Source organism: Bradyrhizobium sp. 14AA, from assembly GCF_054185205.1.
Genome location: NZ_JAVAYM010000018.1, coordinates 38,574 through 61,225 on the forward strand (window position 1 = coordinate 38,574; position 22,652 = coordinate 61,225).

A 22,652-nucleotide genomic window follows, 5' to 3' on the forward strand; every position below is an offset into this window, starting at 1 on the left:
GCCGCAGCGGATCATTGATCGACATCAAGTGAACGGCCGGGGAGAACGGCTACCGTTGGTCATTCCGAAGGATGCATGGGGCGATCGAGGTGTCCGACTCCGACAACAGGGACTCCACCGCTTCGGTGCGCCGACGCACCGGGCTAGACCCGGTCAGTGCGGTGAAGATGCCTGAAAAACTGACCGCAGCCGTCGATGCCTGGGCTGAAGCCCATCGCCTGACCCGTTCGGATGCGATCTGCCAGCTGATCGAGCTGGGCCTGAAGATCGCGCCCCCGGCACTGACGTCGGCACACGCGGTCGCATCGGACGCGACCAGGATCGAAGAGCTGGCGGTGCACCAGATCGAAGCGCTGCTGGATCCGGGATTGGCCGTGGACGAGCGCGAACGCCGCATCCGCCGCCTCACCGAGGGGCCGCCGGAATTCTCACACGAACGGATTGACTTGCCGAAGCACCGGACGTGAGTGGCTAGTGCAGCTTCTCGTCCTCACGCTTGCGCAACGCGGATGCGGGGGCATCGTGACAGCCGACCAGGCGCACGAATTGCTGCGGATACATCTCGTGGCCGTGATCACCGGAATTCTGATGCGACATCGGCGGACAGCGGACGTCGTCCTTCACACGAGATTGCTCGGTCCGGCCCTTGTTTGAAGCGGTCATGTTCGAGGTGGCCATCGACTGCTCCCCTTTTCGATTAGGGCAGATCGATTGACGTAACACAATCGATTGCGGGGCATCATACGACCAAATCCGGCTGGATGTCATTGCGCCGAATCAACTCAATTGTGGCGGCGGAGTTCCGGTTACGCCGTATTCCCGGCGTCAATCGTAAACACGGTGCCGGTGACGTTGCGGCCGCCCTCGCCGAGCAGATATTCGACCATACGCGCGACGTCCTCGGTCTCCGGCAGGCGGCGCAGCGCGCTGCGCCCGGCAATGCGCTTGCGGCTCTCGTCCGAGAGATTGTGCGTCAGCTCGGTGTCGATGAAGCCCGGCGCGATCGCATTCACGGTGATGCCGAGCTTGCCGACCTCGCGCGCGAGCGAGCGGGTGAAGCCGGTGGCAGCGGCCTTGGTCGCACCGTAAACGGACAGGCCGTTATAGCCGGTGGTCGCGATGATGGAGGAGATGTTGATGATGCGGCCGGCGCCGTCCGCCATCATCTGCCGCGCGACGTATTTGGTGAGGATGATCGGCGACAGCACGTTGAGCTGCACCAGCGCCTCGATCTCCGAATTGTGCATGGTGGCGAGCAGGCCTTCGGTACCGAGGCCGGCATTGTTGACGAGGCCGTAGATCGGGCCGAACTCGTCGCGCACGAGCTTTGCGAAGGCCGGAATCGCGTCGATCACGGCGAGATCGCAGGCGCGGAAATGCAGGCGCCCGCCGGACTCGGCGATGGCCGCCTTGAGCTCGTCGCTCTCGCGCCGCGCCGCCGCGATCACGTTGTAGCCGGCGCCGGCGAGGCGCCTGCCGATCGCAAGGCCAATACCGCGGCTGCCGCCGGTGACGAGGACATTATGCATCGGTGCGCGCCAGTTTGCCGGCCGGGGTGACGTCGAGCGTCTCGACGAAACGGATCACCGCCGGCACCTTGTGGGACGCGAGCTGGGCGCGGCACAGATCCAGGATCTGGTCCCGGATCTCCTTCGCCCGCGCCTGATCCGTGCCGTCGGCAAGGATCACGTCGGCGACGACGATGCCGCCGGTGATCGGGCTCTTGCGCGATTTCGCCCGCGACATCCGCACGTCGGGATGACGGTTGATCACCGCCTCGATCTCCTCTGGGTGAACCTTCAGCCCACCGATATTGATGATGCCACCACGGCGGCCGACGAAATAATAGCGATCGCCGCGCAATTCGACAATGTCGCCGCTGTCGACGAAGCCGTCGCCATCGGTGAGCGCGGCGGCATTGCGGCCGACATAGGCATGCGCGGTGCGGCTCGAGCGGATGCGCAGCGAGCCGTCGACGACCTTCATCTCGACGCCGTTGCGGTTGCCGAGATAGTCGGCCGGAAAACCTTCCAGCCCGTCATTGACGGCGAAGCCGACGCCGGCCTCGGTGGAGGCATAGGCATGGCCGACGGACGAATCGGGGAACGCCGCCTTCAGGCCATCGAGCACCGCCTGGTCGGCGATCTCGCCGGAGAGGCGGACGTAGCGAGGGGCGAACTGCGCGGCCGAGCCGCTCATCAGGAGCTTGCGCCAGTGCGAGGGCGTGCCGGAGATGTGCGAGACGCCGCGCGCATTGAGCCGCGTGACGTGGTCGGCGAGCGCCTCATGCGGATCCGACAGCACCATGGAGCCGCCGGAGAGAACGGCGCGGAGGAAGATTTGCAGGCCGCCATAGCGGCGGATGTCGTAGAACGTCGCCCACACCGGCGCGGGTCCGCGCGCAGGGCCCTCGGCGACGATGGCGCCGGTCAGCGCTTCCAGCGTCTGGCCGACGATCTTGGGCACGCCGGAGGTGCCCGAGGTGAGCATCAGCCATTCCGTGGCGCGCTCGGTCCTGGCCGGCGCGACAGCTTGAAGCGGCAATTGTGCGATGACGACGAGCGACACGCCCATCTCGGCCCAGCGATCGGGCTCGTCAGTGACGACGGCATCGACGCCGGCATCGGCGATCAGTGCCTCGAGATGCGCCGGATTGAGATCGGGCGGGCACAGCAGCATGCGAAGGGCGATGCCGTCGAGCTCGATCATGGCAACGCCGGATCGGAGCTGGTCGGACAGCTTGAGCAGCACGCAGCGGCCAGACAATTCACCCAGACGGCCGCCAAGGACCGTCTGCGACAGAATATCGGTCAGCGACACGCTATCACGCGCGTCGGACAGCGTGCGACCCGTCAGCTCAGGGCTCAGATAGTCGCGAAGCGCAAAGGTCTCACGCGGGGACATTTTCGTAGGCCCGCACGAAATCGCCCACGGTGGCGGGGAACGCTGCGTCCTCGGAAATGGTGAAGGGGTCGACGCCGGTCTCGTCTTCCAGACGCGCGACAAGAATTGCGAAGGCGAGCGAGTCAAAACCCGTCTCGTGCAGCGACAGATCGTCCGACAGCGCGGGAAGCGTGACGTGCTGCTCCTTGGCGATCTGCTGGATCGCTTCGATGACCTTAGACCTTACCGACATGGCTGGCTCGCTTTTCGTTATCGTTGGTGTTGCGGCGGCTCTTGATGACCGCCTCGCCATGGCCGCTTGTTTACCCGACAGAAGTAAATGGCTTCTTGGACAATTCAGATAAAATTGGACCTATCTGGCGGATTTTGGCGGGGCTACAGCCTGATCGAGCCGTCGATGATCTGCGAATACGTACCTGAATCGACCGCGACATAGGCGCCGGACTTCGGCTCGAGCATGAACAACGGCTCGGAAATCGTGCCCGGATCAAATCCTTCCCGCGCGAGGTCGCCCTTCTTCTGCTTGAACGTCTCGGTCGCGTCGAGTTCGCGCGAGATACGGATGAAGACGGGACGGGCATAGGCCGGCAGGCGCCGCGCGAGATGTGCAGGCAGCGCCTCGATGTCAAAACCCTCATTCACCATGATGGCGCTCATGCCGGCGCGGCCGTCGGCCTCGGGAATGCTGACGCCATAGGTGGTGGCGTCGATCACCCCTGTGAACTCGCGCACGGCGTCGTTGACCTCCGAGGTCGCGACGTTCTCACCCTTCCAGCGGAAGGTGTCGCCGATGCGATCGACGAAGTGAAAAAAGCCCTTGTCGTCGAGCCGCATCAGATCGCCGGTGCGAAACCAGGCATCGCCCTTGGCGAAGACGTCGCGCAGGATCTTCTTCTCGGTCTCGCCGACATCCGTGTAACCCTCGAAACGGCCACCGCCCTGATCCGCGCTGCCAATGCGGCCGATCGCTTCCCCCGACTCGCCGCGAGCGCAGGCGATGCAAAAGCCCTCGTCATTGCGCAGCGGCGCGCCGCTATCGGGATCGAGCTTGACGAGGCTCGCCGGGAAACGATGCGCAAGCAGCGGCGGGATGCGGCCGATTGCGCCCGGCTGCTCCTCGACGTTGAACAGCGAAAAATTGCCTTCGGTCGCCGCATAGAATTCGAGGATGCGCGGAATGGAAAAGCGGCCCTGGAAATCCTCCCAGATGTCGCCGCGCAGGCCGTTGCCGCAGACCAGCCGCAGGCGATGCCGGTTCTCGTATTCCGACGGCGGCGCCTTGAGCAGATAGCGGCAGAGCTCGCCGATATATTGAAACAGCGTGCAGTCGTGCCGCACGATGTCGGGCCAGAAATTCGAGGCCGAGAATTTGTCGGCGATCACCACCGAGCCGCCGGCGGCGAGCATGCTGCACGGCGCGACGATGCCGCCGACCGAATGAAACAGCGGCAGGCAATCATAGAGACGATCCTGCGGCGTGGCGCCGGTGAGACCGGCGAACCAGAAGCCCCAATTGAGGATGCGGCGGTGGCTGATGCTTGCCGCTTTGGGCAGGCCGGTGGTGCCGGACGTGTAGATCAGCAGCGCGCGATCGTCGATGGTGACATCGCCATGCTCGTCCGGCGAGAGCGGACCGTCACCAAGGGCGGCAAGCGCAACGTCGATCGCATCCTCGCTGCGGGCATCCCCGTTCGTCCAAACCTTGGCCTGCGTCTTCAGATACGGCGCCGCGCTCTCCAGCACTTCCGCGAGCTCATGCGCGACGATGATGTGCAGGGGCTTTGCGACGTCGATGCAATGCGCAAGCGACTGTCCCACAAGTTTCGTATTGAGCAGCGCCACCACGCCGCCGATCCGGCTGATGCCGAGCCACGCCGCGACATAGTCGATGCCGTTCGGCATGATCAGGGCGACGGTATCGCCCTTGGCCACACCAACGGAGCGCGCCCAGCGCGCGTAGCGGTTGATCCGTTTCGACAGGCCTGCGTAGTCGAGAGTTGTTTCGCCTGCGACCAGCGCGACGCGGCCCGGCTGGCGCTGCGCCCAATCGTCGATGACGTCGGCGAACAGGCGGCCCGGCAGCGTCTCGATCCGCGCGGTCAGCTCGATCGCCTTCAGCCAGATCTTTGAAGCCGAGGGTGCGCGCGCGGCTTTCGGTTGCTCGATGACACCGGTCGTCATGCCGTTCATTCTTTCGGAACGTGTCTGCTGGTTCCCCGAGTTTAGCTCGCGCGTCCTGCCCAGGTGTTAAGAGACAAGGTAAAACCCCGTTAGTGCGCGATTAACTCTAGTCATCCTTTACCAAGCCGGCGGGATCGGCGTGCGCGGCCACGCAATTCTTGCGATAGCAACGCGAGAGCGGGGATGCAGATCATGATCACCAGACGACATTTCCTCCAGGGCGCAGCCTGTACCGCAGCCGCGCTCGCCGCGCCGCGCGCTTTCGCCCTCGGCAACCCCTCTTATCCCTCGCGTAGCGTGAAATGGGTGGTGCCCTACGCGCCGGGCGGAGCCACCGACGTGCTGTCGCGGCTGCTCTGCCAGCGCCTCTCCGACCGGCTCGGCCAGACCTTTGTCGTCGAGAACAAGCCCGGTGCCGGCAGCAACATCGGGACACAGGCGGTCATCACGTCGGCCCCCGACGGCTACACGCTGCTGCTGACCTCGACCGCGAACGCGATCAACGCCTCGTTCGACCCGGCACTGCCGTATGATTTCGCCAAGGGCATCGCGCCGGTCGCGGGCGTTGCGCGGATTCCGCTGGTGCTGGTCGTCAACAACGATCTGCCGGTGAAGAGTGTCGCCGACTTCATTGCCTACGCCAAGGCCCAACCCGGCAAGATGTCGGTCGCCTCCTCCGGCATCGGCACCTCGCTGCATCTCTCCGGCGAGCTGTTCAAGTCGATGGCCGGCGTGCAGTTCACCCACGTGCCCTATCGCGGCTCCGCACCTGGATTGACTGACGTGATGAGCGGGCAGATCCAGGGCATGTTCGACAACGTCACCTCGTCATTCGAGCTGGCGCGCGCCGGCAAGCTGCGCGCGCTCGGCGTCACCACGCGCGAGCGCTCGGAGATCCTGCCCGACGTGCCGCCGATCGCGGACACCCTGCCCGGTTACGAGACATCGTCGTTCTACGGCGTCGGCGCTCCGCACGACACGCCGCGCGAGATCGTCGATCTGCTCAATCGCGAGATCGACACCGCGTTGTCCGACGCCGAGATCAAGGCCCGCATCGCCGAGCTCGGCGCGATCCCGCTGCACGGCAACGCCGGCGAGTTCGGCAGCATGCTCGCTGCGGAGACCGACCGCTGGCGCAAGGTGGTGGAGCTGTCGGGGATCAAGAAGGAGTAGCGATCTCGCGGCGAAGCCTTTCGGCCGCGCGAAGCTAGGCGCTCTCGGACAAACGGGCTATGCTTTTCTACCCTGCGTTGTCAGGGTTGCGAAAAGGAGACGGCCCATGGCTCTCGACCCCCTCGAGTTTCCTGTCCAGGCCATCCCGTTCGGGCGGCCGCTGACCCATTTTGCCGGCCGCGTCAGGGGCGGACAGGCCAGGGTCGTCGCGATCGGTTCGTCGACGACGGCAGGCGAAGGAGGCATCGCTCCCTATCCGCAACGATTGCTCGCGGACCTCCGGATACGATTTCCAAATGCCGGGATCGAGGTGATCAACCGGGGCGTCGGCGGCGAAGAGGCTCCCGCCGAGCTCAAGCGGTTCGACCATGATGTCTTCGATCTGAACCCAGATCTCGTCATCTGGCAGGTCGGCACCAACTCAGCGTGGCAACCCGCCGATCAGAATCCTCCGTCGTTCGAGGCCACCACTCAGGCCATCCGTGACGGCGTTGACCGGCTGCTCGCCAGCAAGGAAATCGACGTGATCCTGATGGACCTGCAATATGTGCCGGCGTTGCTGACACCGGCCAAGCTCAAGAAGGCGGAGGCCATCGTCGAGGCGATCGGCCAGATCGCGGATGCAAAGCGCGTCAACGTCTTCCGCCGCTTCGCCTTGATGAAGGCCTGGCACGATGTCGCAAAGATTTCGTTCGATCGCATGGTCGACCCCGGCGATGACACCAGGCTCCACGCAAGCGACTGGACCACGGACAAGATGACCTGGCAATTGACCGATGCGATCGTCGCCGCGGTCAACAAGGTGCCGCCGTCCGGAAAATCACTCGGCAGCTGATCCCTGCACGGTCCGTCGGATTGCCGCGGCGCAATGCGGCCGGCGCGCTAGCCGTTTCTGCGGTGGCGCAGCGGCGCGTTGACGGGATAATACGGATTGAGATCGCAGGTCGCGGCGCGGCCTGTCGCCGTGGCACGGCACTGCGGCAGCGAGGTGAAGGAGCAGTCGTACCACTCTCCGCCGCCACCGCTCGCACCGGAATAGACGTGCATGCAGACGGGATAGCGCGGATCAAAGGTCTGCGCGTGCGACGGCGCGGCTGCGACCAACGCGCCGACAGTCACAACCAGGCCGAATGAGCTACGCATGGCGGATGCTCCTGCACACCGCTGCGCGGGTCAGTACTGCGGCTTCTTGTGACGCTTGCGCGGGGGCGGCGGCGGCTCGTCGAAGGCGTAGTAGGGATTGACGTCGCAGCTCGCGGAGCGGCCCGACGCCGTGGCGCGGCACTGCGGGATGGAGGTGAAGGAGCAATCATAATAGTCGCCGCCACCACCCCAGCCGCCGGGCGAAAACACGTGCATGCACACCGGGTAGCGCGGATCATAGGTCTGCGCACTGGCATCTGCCGCCACGAACAGCGTGGCAATGGCGGTAAGGGTCAGGATCGGCAAACGCATGGACTTAATCCTCGAATCGGTGACGTCGGCGGATCTGATGCCGACGGATTCCTATGGCATAACACCACGCCGGAGGCGACTGTTCCTAGGGACAGATGACGCCAAGGTGAGTGCGGCGCGCTGCGCTATCCGCTCAGCCCCTGCAACACCAGCCGGTTCAACCGCGCGGCAAACGCCGCCGGGTCTTCCGGCAATTCGCCGTCCAGGATCTGTGCCTGTTCGAGCAGGAGCAGGCTGAGGTCGTCGACCGCCTTCGAGCCTGCCTGGGCCCTGGTGATCGCGGTGACCAGGGGATGGCGCAGATTGATCTCGAGGATCGGCTTGGTGCGCGTGCCCCGGTTCTGCTGGGTCAGGATACGCTCGAGCTCGCGGCTTGGGCCCTGGCTGTCGGCGACGAGACAGGAGGCCGAGCTGGTGAGGCGCGTCGAGGCCTTGACGTCGCTGACGCGCTCGCCGAGCGCGGCCTTGATCAGGGCGATGGTGGCGGCTTCATCGGCTTCAGGCTCGTCCTTCTTCGCCTCGTCCTTGTCGTCGACGCGCGGGATCAGGTCGAGGTTGAGATCGCCCTGGCTCAGCGACTTCAGCGGCTTGCCTTCGAAGTCCGACGGCATCGATGTCCAGAAGGCATCGACCGGATCAGACAGCAGCAGCACCTCGATGCCGCGTGCGGTGGCGGCCTCCAGCCGCGGATTGGACTTCAACCGCTCGATGCTGTCGCCGACGAGATAATAGATCTCGGTCTGGTTTGGCTTGAAGTCGGCGATGACCTGCTTCAGCGATCGCTTCTCGCCCGATGTCGTGGTGAAGCGCGACAGCGCGAGCAGCTTTTCGCGACGCTCGAAATCCTCGTAGATGCCTTCCTTCAGCACCGCGCCGAAAGCGTCCCAGATCTTGACAAAATTCTCCGCGTCCTTCTCGGCGAGGCTTTCGAGCTCGGACACGACGCGGGTCGCCACGGCCTTGCGTATCTGCGCCAGCTGCGGATTGTTCTGGAGCATCTCACGCGAGATGTTGAGCGGGAGATCCTCGCTGTCGACGACGCCGCGGACGAAGCGCAAATAGCCCGGCAGCAAATCGGCGTCGTCAGTGATGAAGACGCGGCGGACGTAGAGCTTGACGCGGCCCTTGCGGTTCGGCTCGAACAGGTCGAACGGCTTGGTCGACGGCGCAAACAGCAGGACGGCATAGGAATAACGGCCCTCGGCGCGATAGTGCAGCGTCATCGCGGGATCGTCGAAGGCGGATGCGATCTGCTGATAGGCCTTCTTGTAGTCCTCCGCGGTCAGCTCGGATTTCGAGCGCTGCCACAGCGCGCTCGCCGAATTGATCTGGCGCGGCTCGCCCTCTTCCGGCACCAGCTCGATCGGGAACAGGATGTTGTCGGAATAGGCCCCGACGATGCGCTCGATCTCGTAGGTCTCGAGATATTTCTTCGCGTCGTCCTTCAGGTGCAGGACGATCTCGGTGCCGCGCGCCAGGCGCGCCGCTTCCTCGTCGCCGGCGCGGGCGATCTCGAAGCCGGAGCCGCCTTGGGAGCTCCAGGTCCAGACGTCGTTCTCGCCGGCGTGGCGGCTGATCACGACGATCTTGTCGGCGACCATGAAGGCCGAATAGAAGCCGACGCCGAACTGGCCGATCAGGCCGAGGCCATCCTTGGCCTCCTTCAGCTTCGACACGAACGCCTTGGTGCCGGAGCGGGCGATGGTGCCGAGATGGTCGATCAGCTCCTGCCGCTCCATGCCGATGCCGTTGTCGGCGATGACAAGCGTTCCGGCCGTCTTGTTCGGGATGATGCGGATCTTGAGCGCGTCGCCCTCGCCCAGCAGCGCGGGACTGGCGATCGCCTCGTAGCGCAGCTTGTCGCAGGCGTCCGAGGCGTTGGAGACGAGCTCGCGCAGGAAGATGTCGGTCTCCGAATAGACGGAGTGCACCATGAGGTGCAGGAGCTCGGAAACCTCGGCCTGGAATGGCTGCGTATGCACAGCCGTGTCTGACGTCGTCATGCGTTTACCCGGTCAAAACGGAAAGGGAAGAAACCCGGGATATAACGCGAGGGGATACGGGATCAAGTGGACGTGAAGAATCGCCCTCCCGGCGGGAGGACGATTTGTCCGGTGGGCGAGGCGAATCAGGTCACGCAGCGGCCGGGCTGGAGCAGTTTTGCGACTTCGGTCAGCGAGCTGACCATCGGCTCGCAGGCGATCGTCGGCCGGTTGCGCGCCTTCTTCTGGTTCTGGAGCAGCGCCGGCGGCTTGGCGTTGCCGGTCTCGATCACCGCGGGGACCCGCAGCAGCACCGAGGTGTCGGCGAGGTCGTTCAGCCGCATCGACACGGTGCGGGTGGGAACTGCGGCCTGCTTGATCTCGGCGAGCCGGTCGGCCTTGCCGGTCCGATTGACGTTGTGGTCCGGCTTGTCGGCGACCGCCTGCCAGCGGTCGGCCAGATCATGGCCGGAGGCCAGTTGCACGGCGCCGACCTGGACGGCGCCCAGCGTCGCAGCAATTGCGACGGCACCCAAAAATACCTTTTGAATCTGTGACATGGCTGTCGGTCCCTCGCCCCATGGCGATCGCGGGAACAACGCGGGCGGAGGACCGGGGGTTCTCGGCCGTTACGATCACTTAACCGTGTGCGAAACGCCGGTCGCCCCTGCAAAAAAATTCGCAACGGGGTGGAACGACTCCGGCAGTGGAGAGTCGTCTCAACAGCCGGCTATTCCCCCCTGCCCCATAAGCCGGTGACGTAGGGCGCGACTGTGGTGATGCCAGTCGCGCCTTACTTTTTTCTGGGGCTCACCTCGCCTTCCCCGCCAGCCACTCCCGCCCTTCGCCATAGAGCTTCTCGACCTCGGGCCCGATCAGGCCCGGCATGTCGCGTTTGACCTTGTAGCCGATCAATTCCTGCATGTAGGCGAGGTGGCGATAGCCCTCGGGCAGCGCGGCGAGCGCTTGCCGGTCGAGGCGGAGCGTCGCGGCGGGATCGACCGGGTCGATCCGGTCCTTCTCGTAGATCGGCTGGCGGCGGACGATGCCCCATTGGCCCTTCCGCTTCTCCAGGAAATCGTAGAATCGCCCGGTGCAGACGACATCGCAGACCACGTCATGCACCGGCGCGCGCTGCGAGATGGTCATCTTGGTTTGCGCGATGGCCCGCGCGCCCTCCAGATCGATGCTGGTGCCGCCGAGGAAATGCAGGATGCGCACGCCCTTGGCAAATCCCTCCTGGCTGACGCGCATGAAATCCCGCGCCGGCCCCTGAAACCAGGTGGCGGACATCCAGCCCTCTTCATGCCAGACCGTGGCAAAGCGCTCCCAGTCACCGGCGTCGCGCCACACCGCCCAATTCTCGACGAGGTCGCGGATGGCGAGGCGATCGAGCAGTTGTTGGTCCATATTAAGTCTCTCCGGCGGCTTGAGGCTGCGAATGGATGTCATCGGCCCGAAATATCAACGGGGCAATTGAGCCGCCGTCAAGCGCGCTTCCCAGCCCCTCGAATTGCCCACACCTGCTCGAACGCAGTACGAGCAGCAATCCTTGCAATCAACCTGATGGCGATTAATATCCGCGTCGATGCAGATGAAATTCCCCTTGCTGGCCGCACTTCTCGGATTGCTCGCGGCTTTTCCTGCGCATGCGCAGACCGATACGCAGAGCGAGAGCGTCAAAGCCTGGAAGGCAAAGCTGTCGGCACACATCGCCAGGAGCAGGGTATTTCCAGCTGAGGCAATGGGGCAAACCGGTGAGGCCAAGGTAGGCTTCGTCATCGACCGGTCCGGCAAGCTGATCTCGCATGCGTTGGCTGAGAGCACCGGCTCGCGGCCGCTCGACGATGCTGCGCTGGCGATCGTCGCCCGCGCCGAGCCATTTCCTGCACCGCCTCCGGAGTTGAAGGACGACTCATTATCTTTAACCGTGCCGATTGTCTTTAGCGGCCGTCAATTTCAGGTGCCGCCCTTCGGGGTCGCGCTCAGGCCTGTCCCCGCCGCCACGGAGTCCGATCCCATGGCCGTATGGCGCAAGACGGTCACCGAACATGTCTGGCGCCACAGAGCTTTTCCGTCAGGGGCGATGGGCCAGAAAGGCGATTCCGGCGTCACATTCGTGGTCGATCGTTCGGGCAAATTGATCTCAAGCGCTTTGGTGGAAAGCACGGGCATCGCGTCGCTGGATGCCGCGACGCTCGCCATGGTCGAGCGATCCGTGCCATTCCCAAAACCGCCCGCCGAGGCAAAGGATGATCTGCAGAGAATAACCGTCCTCATGAGCTTCGACGGGACGCAGCCTCCCCCGGCGGGGCCGTCGCCGGAAAGCGAAAAATTTCTCCAATCCTGGATCGAGGATCAGGGCAAGCTGAACGCGAAATCGTCTGGACCGAGCGACGCCAAGCTTAATTCCATGCTTCGCAGCATTTGCCGCGGCTGCTGAGGCGGAGCAAAACGACGACCCGCCACATACAAAAATGGCGCGCCTTGCGGCGCGCCATTTTCCGCTCCAATGGAAACTTCCTTACGCCGCCGGCGCCTTGGGCGTGCGGTTGCGCGAGTTGCGCTGGAAGAACAGCGCCTGGCTCGCCACCGCCGACACCATCGCGGGCTGGAACGGCTTTGAGATCAGGAACGCAGGCTCGGGGCGCTCGCCGGTGAGGAAGCGCTCGGGATAGGCGGTGATGAACACCACCGGCACCTCGAAGGTCCGCAGCAGCTCGTTGACGGCGTCGAGGCCCGACGAGCCGTCGGCGAGCTGGATGTCGGCGAGGATCAGGCCGGGCCGCTTGTTCTTGGCCAGCGCCACCGCATCGGCGTGGGTGCGCGCGACGCCGACGACGTTGTGGCCGAGATTCTTCACCAGACTCTCGAGGTCCATGGCGATGAAGGTCTCGTCCTCGATGATCAGCACGTCGGTGGCAATCTCGGCGGCCATCTCGCGGCCCGCGGCGTCCGCAAGCCGGCGCGTCTCGCCGACATCGGTGCCGAGGATGTAGCCGACTTCCTCTTCCGAAAATCCCTCGAGCGAGAGCAGCAGGAAGGCCTGCCGCGGCAGCGGCGTGATGTTCGACAGCCGTCGCTCGGGCGGCATCGGCAAAGTCGTCACCTCGGAATCCTCGTTGACCGAGACGGAATTCCAGATCTGGGTGAACAGCCGGAACAGACCCGCGCGCGGCCCGTGGCTCTCGTCGAGCACCGCCGGATCCCCCAGCATGGCTTCCAACATGGCTGCGACATAGGCGTCACCGGAGGCCTGGCTGCCCGTCAGGGCGCGTGCATACCGGCGCAACAACGGCAAGTGTTCAGCAACAAGCTGTGAACGGGACATCCCCACTCCATTCATTTCGGGCCAGCCTTGAGGCCCAACCCTGCGGTCAGGCCATAGCGGGGGGGCCCGGGTTCCCCTGCTGGGCTGATTACGCCTCAGGCCAAGAAAAGTTCCGTATTGGGGGGAACTTTTGTTGGCAGCCCGCATTGTGCCTATCCAGGGAACGGCTCCCGGTTGAGAAAACTTCTCGAATTTACAGTCACTTAACTCGGGGAAACGTGGAACAGGTCATGAAAGATCTCAAGTCTCAAGCCAGCAAAAGCACGACCCCCGGCAAGGGAGGGCTCACTCCGGAGATTCAATCCCGGATCGGGCACCAGCTCCGCGCCATGTATGACGACGTGGTGCGGCAGGGGGTTCCAGACCGGTTCGCGGAGCTGATCAAGAAGCTTGATGCGACGGCGGGCACTCCCCAAGATCAAGCCAATGGGGGCTCTAACGACAACAACAATGGGAGGGATTAATGCCTCTCACGGACTCCCTGCGTAACGACATCCTGGCGGCCGTGCCCAGTCTGCGCGCGTTCGCCATTTCGCTCAGCGGCAATGCGGACCGGGCCGACGATCTGGTGCAGGAGACGCTGTTGCGGGCGCTCGCCAACATCGACTCGTTCCAGCCCGGCTCTAACCTGCCGGCGTGGCTGTTCACGATCCTGCGCAACCTGTTCCGCTCCGACTATCGCAAGCGGCGGCGCGAAGTGGAGGATGCCGAGGGCAACTATGCCAAGACGCTGAAGACGCAGCCGTCGCAGAACGCGCATCTCGAGTTCGAGGAATTCCGCACCGCGCTCGACAAGCTTCCGCAGGACCAGCGCGAAGCCTTGATCCTGGTCGGTGCCTCCGGCTTCTCGTATGAGGATGCCGCCTCGATCTGCGGCTGCGCGGTCGGCACGATCAAGAGCCGCGTCAATCGCGCCCGCTCGAAGCTCGCCGCGCTGCTCTATGTCGACGGCGCCGAGGACTTCGGGCCCGACGAGACGGTGCGCGCCGTGATCGGCGGCAGCGGCGGATAGGACCCGGCGTCAATCGAAACCAGATGTGAAGGCGGCCGTTTCTTCGGCCGCCTTCATGTGCGCGCGAATCTCGGCGCGCTGCGTGCTTCCCGGGTCACTCGTCCGCGAAAGTCACGGTGTCCGCCACGCTGGCGCGCGAGGTGCGGTAGCTGTTGACCGTGTGCGCGTTGTCCGCATAGCCGAACGAGATGCCGCAGACGACGCGGCGATCGTCGGCCAGGTTGAAATGGCGGCGGATCAGGCCGGAGTGGCGCGCCAGCGCGGCCTGTGGAATCGTCCCGAGCCCGAGCGCCTGCGCGGCCAGCATGAAATTGCTGACATAGGCACCGCAATCGATCGCACCATAGATGCCGAGCGGCTCGTTGGTGTGAATGATCGCGACATGCGGCGCGCCGAAGAAATTGTAGTTCTCCAGCGCCTGCCTGGCGTAAGCGCTTCTGTCGCCGCGGGCGATGCCGAGCGTGTTGTAGAGCTGAAAGCCGCTCTCGCGGCGGCGATCGAGATAGACGCCGACATATTCGCGTGGCGGGGTGAAGTCGTAATCGTCGCCGAGCCCGCCCGACGCCTCCGTGTAGATCGCTTGGCGAAAGCGCTCCTTGGCCTCGCCGCTGGCGATGATGACCTGCCAGGGCTGGCTGTTGCACCAGGACGCCGTGCGCTGCGCGGTGGTCAGCACGTGCTCGATAGTCGCGCGGTCGACTTCTTTGGCTAAGAAGGCGCGGACGGAGTAGCGCTCGTTGAGGAGTTCTTCGAGCACGCCGATGCGGTCGTTTTGGTTCACTGTAGCGTCCATGGATCAACTCGCGCTCTTCTCGTAGGGTGGGCAAAGGCGCATCGCGCCGTGCCCACAGACAGACTTGCCTCTGAGCATCTGCATATGGTGGGCACGCTTCGCTTTGCCCACCCTACGAGATACAGCGAGAGGCGAGATCACCGCCCCTTGGTCGGGATCTTGTTGTACGGCACGTCCTTGTCGACACGAATATCGCCCGGCAGACCCAACACGCGCTCTGCGATGATGTTGCGCAGGATCTCGTCGGTGCCGCCGGCGATGCGCATCGAGGGCGAGGACAGCAGCATCTGCTGGAACTGGCCCTGCACCGTCTCTTCGTCGCTGCCGGTGAGAACCCCGGCCGCGCCCTGCAGGTCCATGGCGTAGGCCGCGATGTCCTGCAGCATCATGCCTGACACCAGCTTGCCGATCGAATTCTCCGGGCCCGGCCGCTCGCCCTTCGACAGCGCCGAGATCGTGCGGTAGCTGGTGTATTTCAGCCCGCTCGACTTCGCCGCCCAGCTCGCGAGTTTCGAGCGCACGGCGGGATCGTCGATCGCGAGCCCGTCCTCCAGCATCAGGTCGGAGCAAAACTCGAACATCTCGGGCACGCCGGTCGCAAGCCGCGAGCCGATCGACATGCGCTCGTTCATCAGCGTGGTCAGCGAGACGCTCCAGCCTTCGCCGACGGCGCCGAGGCGCTGGCTGTCGGGAATCTCGACATCGGTGAAATAGACCTCGTTGAACTCCTGCATGCCGTTGGCCTGCCTGATCGGCCGCACCTCGACGCCCGGGCTCTTCATGTCCAGGAAGAACATGGTGAGGCCCTTGTGCTTGGGCACGTTCGGATCGGTGCGCGCGATCAACAGGCCATAGTCGGAATAATGCGCGCCGGAGGTCCAGATCTTCTGACCGTTGACGACCCACTTGTCGCCCTTCTTCTCCGCACGGGTGCGAAGACCTGCGACGTCGGAGCCGGCGGACGGCTCGGAGAACAGCTGGCACCAGATCTCCTCGCCCGAGGCAAGCTTCGGCAAGTACCGGCGCTTGGCGTCTTCGCTGCCGAAGGCCATCACCGTCGGGCCGCACATGCCCTCGCCGATCTGGAACGGCTGCGTCAGCTTGCCGTAGACGCCCTCCTCCTGCTGCCAGATCACGCGTTCGATCGGCGTGGCGCCACGGCCGCCATAGTCCTTCGGCCAGTGCAGGCAGGCCCAGTTACCCTCGAATTTCTTCTTCTGCCAGGCCTTGCCGACCTCGACCATGTCGTGCTTGGCGAGCCGGATGCGGCCGAGCGAGGATTTTGACAATTCCTGCTCGAACTCCTTCGGCGCGTTGGCGGCGACCCATTTGCGCGCGATCTGGCGGAATTCGGCTTCCTGCGGGGTGTCGTCGAAATTCATGGCGGACCTCTCAATCCTTGCTCGGTGCGTAGGGTGGGCAAAGCGAAGCGTGCCCACCATCTTCCCTCGTTCTCGACAGAATTGGTGGGCACGGCGCGGCGCGCCTTTGCCCACCCTACGATTCTAACCCCTTCCCTTGGTCGGGATCTTGTTGAACGGCACGTCCTTGTCGACCCTGATATCGCCGGGCAGGCCCAACACCCGCTCGGCGATGATGTTGCGCATGATCTCGTCGGTGCCGCCCTCGACACGCGTGCCCGGCGCGCGCAGCAGCATCGCCTGGAAACGGCCGGCCAGCTCGGCATCCTCGCCGCTGACCACGCCGCTCGCGCCCTGCAAGTCCAGTGCGTAGGTCGCGACGTCCTGGATCATCGAGCCCGCCACCAGCTTGCCGATGGAATTTTCCGGTCCCGGCCGCTCGCCCTTCGACAGCGCCGAGATCGCGCGCATGCTGGTGTATTTCAGGCCGCTCGCCTTCACCGCCCAGTTGGCGAGCCTCGCGCGCACCGCGCGATCCTCGATCGCCGGGCCGTCGTCGAGCATCAGGCTGGAGCAATATTCGAACAGCTCCGGGAAACCGGTCGAGACGGCCGCGCCGATCGCGCTACGCTCGTTCATCAGCGTGGTCAGCGACACGTTCCAGCCGTCGCCGACCTCACCGAGGCGCTGGTGATCGGGGATGCGCACATTGGTGAAATAGACCTCGTTGAAGTCGGAGGCCCCGCTCGCCTGCTTGATCGGCCGCACCTCGACGCCGGGACTCTTCATGTCCAGGAAGAACATGGTGAGGCCCTTGTGCTTGGGAACGGTGGGATCGGTGCGGGTGAGCAAAATGCCGTAGTCGGAATAATGCGCGCCAGAGGTCCAGATCTTCTGGCCGTTGATCACCCAGTCGTCGCCGTCCTTCTCGGCGCGCGTACGAAGCCCCGCGACGTCCGAGCCGCCGGCGGGCTCGGAGAACAGCTGGCACCACACCTTCTCGCCGGAGGCGAGTGGCGGCAGATAGGTGCGCTTGTGCTCCTCGCGCGCGAACGCCATCATGGTCGGCCCGCACATGCCGTGGCCTATGATGAACATGCGGGACAGCTGACCGAACGGCCCTTCTTCCTGCTGCCAAATCACGCGCTCGATCGGCGACGAACCGCGCCCGCCATACTCCTTCGGCCAGTGCAGGCAGGCCCAGCCGGCGTCGGCCTTCTTCTTCTGCCAGGCTTTTGCGACCTCGAGAATGCTGGCGTTCTTGAGCACGGTGCGTCCGAGCGAGGATTTGCGCAGCTCGTCCTCATATTGCTTCGGCGCGTTCGCACCGATCCAGGCGCGCGCCAGGCTGCGAAATTCGGCTTCCTGCGGGGTGTCGTCGAAGTTCATGGTCTCATCTCTCGGTTCGTTCCCCGGACGCTGCGCAGCACGAAGTGGTGCGCTGCAGATCCGGGGTCCATTGCGGCCCCTGGGTCCCGGCTCTGCGGCGCTAAGCGCCGCGTCCAGGACACGATCGACGGCTCACGCCGCGTTCTTCTTGCGCATGCGATCGATCAACTGATCCTCCCAATAGGACAGACTGCCAAGGCCGAGCGCCATCGCATTGGCCCGGCGGTAGTACATGTGGCAGTCGAACTCCCAGGTGAATCCCATGCCGCCGTGAACCTGGATGTTGTTCTTGGCGCAGTGCTGGAACGCCTGCGTCGCGCTGATGCGCGCGGCGGCGGCAGCTTCCGGCAGCTCGGCGGCGTTGGTCGAAAGCGCCCAGGCGCCGTAGTAACTATTGGAGCGCGCCAGCGTCGCGGAGACATACATGTCGGCCAGCATGTGCTTGACCGCCTGGAACGAGCCGATCTGACGGCCGAAGGCGATGCGGTCGAGCGCGTAGTCGCGGCCCATCTCCAGCGCGCGGTCGGAGCCGCCGACCTGCTCGAAGGCGCACAGCACCGCAGCGCGGTCGAGCACCTGGGTCAAAATGCTCCAGCCTTCGCCGGCAGCGCCCAGCGGCTCGGCCTTGCAATCCCTGAAATTGATCTCGGCCTGCCCGCGGGTCGGATCGAGATTGGTGAGGCTTTTCACCTCGACGCCACCCGCTTTGAGGTCGACCAGGAACAGCGAGATGTCACCGTCGCGTCCGCTCGATCCCGTGCGCGCGGCAACCACCGCGAAGTCGGCGATCGCGCCGTCGGCCACCGGCTTCTTGACGCCGTTGAGCACGCCATTCGCAGCCGTCAGCTTGACGTTCTTCGGCGACGGATTGCCCTTGCCCTCGAACAGCGCCAGCGTGCCGATCGCCTCACCCGAGGCGATCGCCGGCAGCCATTTCTTCTTTTGCGCGTCGCTGCCGGCGATCAGCAGCGCTTCGGCGGCAAGATACACCGTCGATGAGAACGGCACCGGCGCGTTCGCGCGGCCCATCTCCTCGGCGATCACGCAGAGCTCGAGATGGCCGGCACCGGCGCCGCCGAACTCCTCCGGGATCGCGACGCCGAGAAAGCCCATCTCGGCGAGGCCCTTCCACAGCTCCTTGTCGTAAGGAGCCTTGCCGTCGAGCACGACGCGAACCGCCTTGGGCGAACATTTCTCGGTGAGGAATTTGCGCGCCTGATCGCGGAGCTGCTTCTGGTCGTCGGAGAAGTCGAAGTTCATGGCGGGCTACCTTTGTTTATTATCATTGAGACCGTCATTCCGGGTTCGTGCTACGCGCGCCCCGGAATGACGAGTGGAGAGAGAAGTGCTTCATCGCAGCACGACCACATCCTGGTCCGGCTTGTCCGCATAGAGCCGCTCGACCAGCGCGGCGCGGCGCTCGAGGCCGGCGCGCTGGTTGATGTAGCCCTTGTCGGTGAGCTCGTTGCCGTCAATCGAGGGCGGCTCGGCCATCAGCATCGCGCGCGCGATGATGCGGCTGCTGGCGCCTTCGCACTCCTTATTGTGGGTCTCCAGCCCGCGCCTGAAGCAGGCGATCACTTCAGGGTGCTTTACCGCGTCCTCGAAGCTGAGATCGGGATTGCCGATGAGCTGGCGGCAGGCGTGCAAATTCGGCCAGGCCAGCAGGCCGATGAAGGCGCGATCCTGTCCCGCAACGAGCGCGTCATGCACGACCGGCGTCGCGGCCGCGATCGTGTCGGTGCGGAGCGAACCGACATGGACGAAGGTGCCGGTGGTGAGCTTGAAATCCTCGACGACGCGCCCGGCGAAGATGATGCCCTGCACCGGGTCGGAATCGTCGACGAAAACGCCGGCATCGCCAATGCAGTAAAAACCTTCCTCGTCGAACATCTTCTTCGTCAGATCCGGCTGACCAAAGTAGCCGGGCGTCACGTTGACGCCGCGCAGGCGCAGCTCGTATTTCGATCCGCACGGCACCATCTTCAATTCGACGCCGGGGAACGGCAGGCCGATCAGGCCGACGCGCTCGGTGTCCCAATAGGTGCCGGTCGAGGTCGGGGCGGTCTCGGTCGAGCCCCAGCCGGTGTAGAAGACGATGCGCTCGCCGGTGGTCTTCACCGCGAGGGCCTGCATGCGGTCGTAGAGATCGTCGGGCAGCCGCGCGCCACCATAGGCCATGATCGACAGATTCTTGAAGAAGGAGCGGCAAAGCACCTCGTCCTTCTCCATCGCCGCCGCGAGCGCCGCATAGCCGGCTGGCACGTTGGCGTAATAGGTCGGCGAGATCTCCCGCAGATTGCGCAGCGTCTCCTCGAACTGGCCCGGCATCGGCCGGCCGTCATCGATATAGAGCGTGCCGCCGTCGACGAGAATGGGGTGGAACGCAGCGTTGCCGCCCATGGTGTGATTCCAGGGCATCCAGTCCAGCATGGTTGAGATCGGACCATCAGGCGAGCGCGGCCGCACCTGCATCATCATCGCCGCATTGGCGCACATCATCGCTTGCGTGTTGATGACGGCCTTGGGCATGCCGGTCGAGCCTGACGTGAACAGCAGCTTGCCGACCGTCTGCGGGGTAATTTGTGCGATCGATGCCTCGACATCGGAGGTTACGGGCGTCGCGGCAAGCTCGGCGAAGCTGACGCTCTTGATGCCGTCGCAGGGCCGCGCAACGTGGACCACGGTGACGCCAGTGAGATCGAGCGCCTTCAACGCCTTCGCGAAGGTCGGGCCGTCCTGCACCATCACCACGGCCGGCTTGATCAGGTCGAACAGGTACTTCAGCTTGACGTGATCATGGCTCATCAGGGAGTACGCCGGCGACACCGGTGCTGCCGGCGCGCACGCCTGCATCGCGGCCTGCGTCATCAGCGCGTGCTCGATCGAATTGCCCGAGAGGATCGTGACCGGACGCCCGTCGAGCTTGAGTTTGAGCAGGCCTTGCGTCAGCCCATCCACGGTGCGCTTGGCCTCGCCATAGGACACCTTGCGCCATTCGCGATTTGGACCACCGCGCTGCGCCAGCCAGATGCGCTCGGGCGCTTCCTTCGCCCATTTCGCCAGCGCGGCCGGGATGTGGGTCTCGTAAGGCTGCAGCGGAATGCGCGACTTCAGCACCACCGTGCCGTCGCCGCGACGTTCGACGTCGATGTCGCGCGCGAGCCACTCGACCTTGCGAAAGGCCGGCTTCGTCATCGCCGCCGCCGCGCTTCCACTCATTTTGCGTCTCCCGGAATTTCTGGCCCTTTGCGGATCTCAGTGCTTCAGCGCCTGATATAGACAGGCTTTCGCTTCTCAAGGAAGGCCCTGATGCCTTCCGAAAATTCCTCGGAGCGGCTGCACAGGACCTGGTTGCGGTCCTCCATCGCGATCACGGCTTCCAGCGACCCCGCATCGACGCTCATGTTGAGACACTCCTTCGACAAACGCAGCCCTACGGGCGAGGCCGTCATCATGGCATCGATGTAAGGCTCGGCCGCCGCATCGAGCTTGTCGTCATCCACGACCTCGGACACGAGGCCCACAGCGAGCGCACGCTCGGCGCCGATGAACCGTCCCGTGAGGATTAGTTCCGATGCCACGGAGACGCCGACGAGGCGCGGCAGGAAATAGCTGGTGCCGATGTCGCAGCCGCCGAGGCCAAGCTTGATGAAGGCGCAGTTCATCCGCGCGGACTTCGTGGCGATACGGATGTCGGAGGCCAGCGCCAGCGCAAAACCGCCGCCGGCCGCCGCGCCCTGCACCAGCGCCAGGATCGGCTGCGGACAGCGCCGCATCAGCATCACGATGTCGGCGATGCGCCGCTGCGAATCCAGCGACTCCGTGACGCCGGGCGGCTCCTGCTGGCCGGCGCGGCGGGCCATCGCGGCCTTGAGGTCGAGGCCCGCGCAAAAATTCTTCCCCGCGCCCTTCAGCACCACGACGCGCGTGTCGCGCTTGCGCTGAAGACCCTGGAAGTAAACATTGAGCGCATCGATCAGCGCGGGATCGAGCGCGTTGAGACTGTCAGGACGATTGAGCGTCACCCGGTCGACGCCGTCGTCGTGCTCGATCAGCAGCGGCTGGGACATGGGGCGCTCCTGCATCCGCTCTTTGAGTGGCGGTTATTGCGCCCTCTCCCCTTGTGGGAGAGGGCATGTACGTCGGTGACCAAGAACTCGCTTGGGTGAGGGGTCTGTCTCCGCGGATGCAAACCCCTCATCCGGCGCCATAGCCGATGCGAAGCATCGGCGTCCTACCAAGGACGGCGGCCGGAGGCCGCCTGCGCCACCTTCTCCCACAAGGGGAGAAGGGAAAGCAGCGGAGCTTACCGTGGCGCCATACGAATAGCGCCATCGAGACGGATGGTCTCGCCGTTGAGCATCGGGTTCTCGACGATGTGCACCGCGAGCGAACCATATTCCTTGGCATCGCCGAGGCGCGAGGGATGCGGCACCTGGGCGCCCAGGCTCTTGCGGGCCTCCTCGTTCAGACCCATCAGCAGCGGCGTGAAGAACAGGCCGGGCGCGATGGTGTTGACGCGGATCTTCTGGCTCGCGAGATCGCGAGCGGCCGGCAGCGTGAGACCGACGACGCCGCCCTTCGATGCGGAATAGGCGATCTGGCCGATCTGGCCTTCGTAAGCGGCAACCGAGGCGGTGTTGATGATGACGCCGCGCTCTTCACCGACCGGCTCGATGGTGACGAGGCGTTCGGCGAACAGCCGCAGGCAATTGAACGTGCCGATCAAATTGACGTTGATGATGCGCGCGAACTTCTCCAGCGGGTAGACGCCGTCGCGGCCGACGATGCGCTGCGAGCCGCCGATGCCGGCGCAGTTCATCAGCACGCGCGCGACGCCATGCGCGGCTTCCGCCTTGGCGATCGCCGCCTTGATCTGCTCCTCGCTGGTGACGTCGGCATGCAGCGCGACGCCCTTCACCTCGGCGGCGACCTTCTCGGCGTTGTCCTTGTTCTGGTCGATCACGCCGATCCTGGCGCCCTTGGCCGCCATGGCACGGGCAGTCGCTTCGCCGAGACCCGAACCACCGCCGGTGATGAGAACGGCTACGTCTTTCAATTCCATGAC

At 64.7% G+C, this 22,652-nt stretch carries 24 protein-coding genes; 6 read left to right on the forward strand and 18 right to left on the reverse strand.

Annotation, left to right across the window (positions count from 1 at the left end; genetic code table 11):
* Positions 1-71 precede the first annotated feature (71 nt).
* Complete coding sequence (locus RAD15_RS27945) at positions 72-467, forward strand: hypothetical protein (RefSeq protein WP_458181437.1); 396 nt, start codon at positions 72-74, stop codon at positions 465-467.
* 4 nt (positions 468-471) lie between these two features.
* Here RAD15_RS27945 and RAD15_RS27950 read toward each other — a convergent pair whose 3' ends face one another.
* From RAD15_RS27950 to RAD15_RS27970, 5 genes are all read right to left on the reverse strand, one after another.
* Positions 472-678, reverse strand: a complete 207-nt coding sequence (locus tag RAD15_RS27950) for a hypothetical protein (protein ID WP_458181438.1) — start codon at positions 676-678, stop codon at positions 472-474.
* A gap of 128 nt (positions 679-806) precedes the next feature.
* Positions 807-1,529, reverse strand: coding sequence for an SDR family NAD(P)-dependent oxidoreductase (locus RAD15_RS27955; RefSeq protein ID WP_458181439.1), 723 nt, complete (start codon positions 1,527-1,529; stop codon positions 807-809).
* Positions 1,522-2,904: a class I adenylate-forming enzyme family protein gene (locus tag RAD15_RS27960; RefSeq protein WP_458181440.1), complete on the reverse strand. Its 1,383-nt coding sequence runs from the start codon at positions 2,902-2,904 to the stop codon at positions 1,522-1,524. The genes RAD15_RS27955 and RAD15_RS27960 overlap by 8 nt, the downstream gene beginning before the upstream one ends.
* The gene (locus RAD15_RS27965; protein WP_015688794.1) at positions 2,891-3,136 is read right to left on the reverse strand and encodes an acyl carrier protein; all 246 of its coding nucleotides are present in this window, start codon (positions 3,134-3,136) and stop codon (positions 2,891-2,893) included. The genes RAD15_RS27960 and RAD15_RS27965 overlap by 14 nt, the downstream gene beginning before the upstream one ends.
* 143 nt (positions 3,137-3,279) lie before the next feature.
* Entirely contained in the window at positions 3,280-5,094 is a 1,815-nt protein-coding gene (locus tag RAD15_RS27970) for a long-chain-acyl-CoA synthetase (protein WP_458181441.1), read from the reverse strand.
* 183 nt (positions 5,095-5,277) lie between these two features.
* On the opposite strand from RAD15_RS27970, the gene RAD15_RS27975 reads away from it, so the two are divergent.
* Positions 5,278-6,258: a Bug family tripartite tricarboxylate transporter substrate binding protein gene (locus tag RAD15_RS27975; RefSeq protein ID WP_458181442.1), complete on the forward strand. Its 981-nt coding sequence runs from the start codon at positions 5,278-5,280 to the stop codon at positions 6,256-6,258.
* A 106-nt stretch (positions 6,259-6,364) separates the two neighbouring features.
* On the forward strand, positions 6,365-7,093 hold the full coding sequence (locus RAD15_RS27980; RefSeq protein ID WP_458181443.1) for an SGNH/GDSL hydrolase family protein: 729 nt from the start codon (positions 6,365-6,367) through the stop codon (positions 7,091-7,093).
* A 47-nt stretch (positions 7,094-7,140) separates the two neighbouring features.
* Here the strand turns inward: RAD15_RS27980 and RAD15_RS27985 are convergent, their stop codons facing one another.
* From RAD15_RS27985 to RAD15_RS28005, 5 genes are all read right to left on the reverse strand, one after another.
* Complete coding sequence (locus RAD15_RS27985) at positions 7,141-7,401, reverse strand: DUF3551 domain-containing protein (RefSeq protein WP_458181444.1); 261 nt, start codon at positions 7,399-7,401, stop codon at positions 7,141-7,143.
* 30 nt (positions 7,402-7,431) lie between these two features.
* A complete protein-coding gene (locus RAD15_RS27990; RefSeq protein WP_458181445.1) occupies positions 7,432-7,713 on the reverse strand; it encodes a DUF3551 domain-containing protein in 282 nt (93 codons plus the stop codon).
* Between the two features lie 125 nt (positions 7,714-7,838).
* Entirely contained in the window at positions 7,839-9,716 is a 1,878-nt protein-coding gene (gene htpG, locus RAD15_RS27995) for a molecular chaperone HtpG (RefSeq protein ID WP_458181446.1), read from the reverse strand.
* 125 nt (positions 9,717-9,841) lie between these two features.
* Positions 9,842-10,255 (reverse strand): hypothetical protein, encoded by a 414-nt coding sequence (locus RAD15_RS28000; RefSeq protein WP_458181447.1) that lies wholly within the window; start codon positions 10,253-10,255, stop codon positions 9,842-9,844.
* Positions 10,256-10,505: 250 nt separating this feature from the next.
* The gene (locus RAD15_RS28005; protein ID WP_458181448.1) at positions 10,506-11,105 is read right to left on the reverse strand and encodes a nuclear transport factor 2 family protein; all 600 of its coding nucleotides are present in this window, start codon (positions 11,103-11,105) and stop codon (positions 10,506-10,508) included.
* Positions 11,106-11,283: 178 nt separating this feature from the next.
* Between RAD15_RS28005 and RAD15_RS28010 the strand changes: the two genes are divergently transcribed.
* Positions 11,284-12,138, forward strand: a complete 855-nt coding sequence (locus RAD15_RS28010; protein WP_458181449.1) for an energy transducer TonB family protein — start codon at positions 11,284-11,286, stop codon at positions 12,136-12,138.
* Between the two features lie 81 nt (positions 12,139-12,219).
* Here RAD15_RS28010 and RAD15_RS28015 read toward each other — a convergent pair whose 3' ends face one another.
* On the reverse strand, positions 12,220-13,026 hold the full coding sequence (locus RAD15_RS28015) for a response regulator (protein ID WP_458181450.1): 807 nt from the start codon (positions 13,024-13,026) through the stop codon (positions 12,220-12,222).
* A 230-nt stretch (positions 13,027-13,256) separates the two neighbouring features.
* Here RAD15_RS28015 and RAD15_RS28020 point away from each other — a divergent pair, with 230 nt between their 5' ends.
* Positions 13,257-13,490 (forward strand): NepR family anti-sigma factor, encoded by a 234-nt coding sequence (locus RAD15_RS28020; RefSeq protein ID WP_458181451.1) that lies wholly within the window; start codon positions 13,257-13,259, stop codon positions 13,488-13,490.
* Positions 13,490-14,038 (forward strand): sigma-70 family RNA polymerase sigma factor, encoded by a 549-nt coding sequence (locus tag RAD15_RS28025; RefSeq protein ID WP_018316216.1) that lies wholly within the window; start codon positions 13,490-13,492, stop codon positions 14,036-14,038. Before RAD15_RS28020 ends, RAD15_RS28025 begins: the two co-directional genes overlap by 1 nt.
* 94 nt (positions 14,039-14,132) lie before the next feature.
* Here the strand turns inward: RAD15_RS28025 and RAD15_RS28030 are convergent, their stop codons facing one another.
* The 7 genes from RAD15_RS28030 to RAD15_RS28060 form a co-directional block, all read right to left on the reverse strand.
* Positions 14,133-14,831, reverse strand: a complete 699-nt coding sequence (locus tag RAD15_RS28030; protein ID WP_458181452.1) for a nitroreductase — start codon at positions 14,829-14,831, stop codon at positions 14,133-14,135.
* A gap of 137 nt (positions 14,832-14,968) precedes the next feature.
* The gene (locus RAD15_RS28035; RefSeq protein WP_458181453.1) at positions 14,969-16,213 is read right to left on the reverse strand and encodes an acyl-CoA dehydrogenase; all 1,245 of its coding nucleotides are present in this window, start codon (positions 16,211-16,213) and stop codon (positions 14,969-14,971) included.
* A gap of 123 nt (positions 16,214-16,336) precedes the next feature.
* Positions 16,337-17,581, reverse strand: coding sequence for an acyl-CoA dehydrogenase (locus RAD15_RS28040; protein ID WP_458181454.1), 1,245 nt, complete (start codon positions 17,579-17,581; stop codon positions 16,337-16,339).
* 132 nt (positions 17,582-17,713) lie between these two features.
* Entirely contained in the window at positions 17,714-18,841 is a 1,128-nt protein-coding gene (locus tag RAD15_RS28045) for an acyl-CoA dehydrogenase family protein (RefSeq protein WP_458181455.1), read from the reverse strand.
* 90 nt (positions 18,842-18,931) lie between these two features.
* Positions 18,932-20,803 carry an AMP-binding protein gene (locus RAD15_RS28050; protein WP_458181456.1) on the reverse strand — a complete coding sequence of 624 codons (1,872 nt, stop codon included), beginning with the start codon at positions 20,801-20,803 and terminating at the stop codon, positions 18,932-18,934.
* 44 nt (positions 20,804-20,847) lie between these two features.
* Entirely contained in the window at positions 20,848-21,654 is an 807-nt protein-coding gene (locus tag RAD15_RS28055; RefSeq protein ID WP_458181457.1) for an enoyl-CoA hydratase/isomerase family protein, read from the reverse strand.
* Positions 21,655-21,890: 236 nt separating this feature from the next.
* Positions 21,891-22,649 carry an SDR family NAD(P)-dependent oxidoreductase gene (locus tag RAD15_RS28060; protein ID WP_094973236.1) on the reverse strand — a complete coding sequence of 253 codons (759 nt, stop codon included), beginning with the start codon at positions 22,647-22,649 and terminating at the stop codon, positions 21,891-21,893.
* Between the last annotated feature and the right edge of the window lie 3 nt (positions 22,650-22,652).

What these genes read in the sequence shown, in the direction of transcription:
- RAD15_RS27945 (WP_458181437.1), top strand. Translation starts at nt 72, where the DNA reads ATGCATGGGGCGATCGAGGTGTCCGACTCCGACAACAGGGACTCCACC.
- RAD15_RS27950 (WP_458181438.1), bottom strand. Translation starts at nt 678, where the DNA reads ATGGCCACCTCGAACATGACCGCTTCAAACAAGGGCCGGACCGAGCAA.
- RAD15_RS27955 (WP_458181439.1), bottom strand. Translation starts at nt 1,529, where the DNA reads ATGCATAATGTCCTCGTCACCGGCGGCAGCCGCGGTATTGGCCTTGCG.
- RAD15_RS27960 (WP_458181440.1), bottom strand. Translation starts at nt 2,904, where the DNA reads ATGTCCCCGCGTGAGACCTTTGCGCTTCGCGACTATCTGAGCCCTGAG.
- RAD15_RS27965 (WP_015688794.1), bottom strand. Translation starts at nt 3,136, where the DNA reads ATGTCGGTAAGGTCTAAGGTCATCGAAGCGATCCAGCAGATCGCCAAG.
- RAD15_RS27970 (WP_458181441.1), bottom strand. Translation starts at nt 5,094, where the DNA reads ATGAACGGCATGACGACCGGTGTCATCGAGCAACCGAAAGCCGCGCGC.
- RAD15_RS27975 (WP_458181442.1), top strand. Translation starts at nt 5,278, where the DNA reads ATGATCACCAGACGACATTTCCTCCAGGGCGCAGCCTGTACCGCAGCC.
- RAD15_RS27980 (WP_458181443.1), top strand. Translation starts at nt 6,365, where the DNA reads ATGGCTCTCGACCCCCTCGAGTTTCCTGTCCAGGCCATCCCGTTCGGG.
- RAD15_RS27985 (WP_458181444.1), bottom strand. Translation starts at nt 7,401, where the DNA reads ATGCGTAGCTCATTCGGCCTGGTTGTGACTGTCGGCGCGTTGGTCGCA.
- RAD15_RS27990 (WP_458181445.1), bottom strand. Translation starts at nt 7,713, where the DNA reads ATGCGTTTGCCGATCCTGACCCTTACCGCCATTGCCACGCTGTTCGTG.
- htpG (WP_458181446.1), bottom strand. Translation starts at nt 9,716, where the DNA reads ATGACGACGTCAGACACGGCTGTGCATACGCAGCCATTCCAGGCCGAG.
- RAD15_RS28000 (WP_458181447.1), bottom strand. Translation starts at nt 10,255, where the DNA reads ATGTCACAGATTCAAAAGGTATTTTTGGGTGCCGTCGCAATTGCTGCG.
- RAD15_RS28005 (WP_458181448.1), bottom strand. Translation starts at nt 11,105, where the DNA reads ATGGACCAACAACTGCTCGATCGCCTCGCCATCCGCGACCTCGTCGAG.
- RAD15_RS28010 (WP_458181449.1), top strand. Translation starts at nt 11,284, where the DNA reads ATGCAGATGAAATTCCCCTTGCTGGCCGCACTTCTCGGATTGCTCGCG.
- RAD15_RS28015 (WP_458181450.1), bottom strand. Translation starts at nt 13,026, where the DNA reads ATGTCCCGTTCACAGCTTGTTGCTGAACACTTGCCGTTGTTGCGCCGG.
- RAD15_RS28020 (WP_458181451.1), top strand. Translation starts at nt 13,257, where the DNA reads ATGAAAGATCTCAAGTCTCAAGCCAGCAAAAGCACGACCCCCGGCAAG.
- RAD15_RS28025 (WP_018316216.1), top strand. Translation starts at nt 13,490, where the DNA reads ATGCCTCTCACGGACTCCCTGCGTAACGACATCCTGGCGGCCGTGCCC.
- RAD15_RS28030 (WP_458181452.1), bottom strand. Translation starts at nt 14,831, where the DNA reads ATGGACGCTACAGTGAACCAAAACGACCGCATCGGCGTGCTCGAAGAA.
- RAD15_RS28035 (WP_458181453.1), bottom strand. Translation starts at nt 16,213, where the DNA reads ATGAATTTCGACGACACCCCGCAGGAAGCCGAATTCCGCCAGATCGCG.
- RAD15_RS28040 (WP_458181454.1), bottom strand. Translation starts at nt 17,581, where the DNA reads ATGAACTTCGACGACACCCCGCAGGAAGCCGAATTTCGCAGCCTGGCG.
- RAD15_RS28045 (WP_458181455.1), bottom strand. Translation starts at nt 18,841, where the DNA reads ATGAACTTCGACTTCTCCGACGACCAGAAGCAGCTCCGCGATCAGGCG.
- RAD15_RS28050 (WP_458181456.1), bottom strand. Translation starts at nt 20,803, where the DNA reads ATGAGTGGAAGCGCGGCGGCGGCGATGACGAAGCCGGCCTTTCGCAAG.
- RAD15_RS28055 (WP_458181457.1), bottom strand. Translation starts at nt 21,654, where the DNA reads ATGTCCCAGCCGCTGCTGATCGAGCACGACGACGGCGTCGACCGGGTG.
- RAD15_RS28060 (WP_094973236.1), bottom strand. Translation starts at nt 22,649, where the DNA reads ATGGAATTGAAAGACGTAGCCGTTCTCATCACCGGCGGTGGTTCGGGT.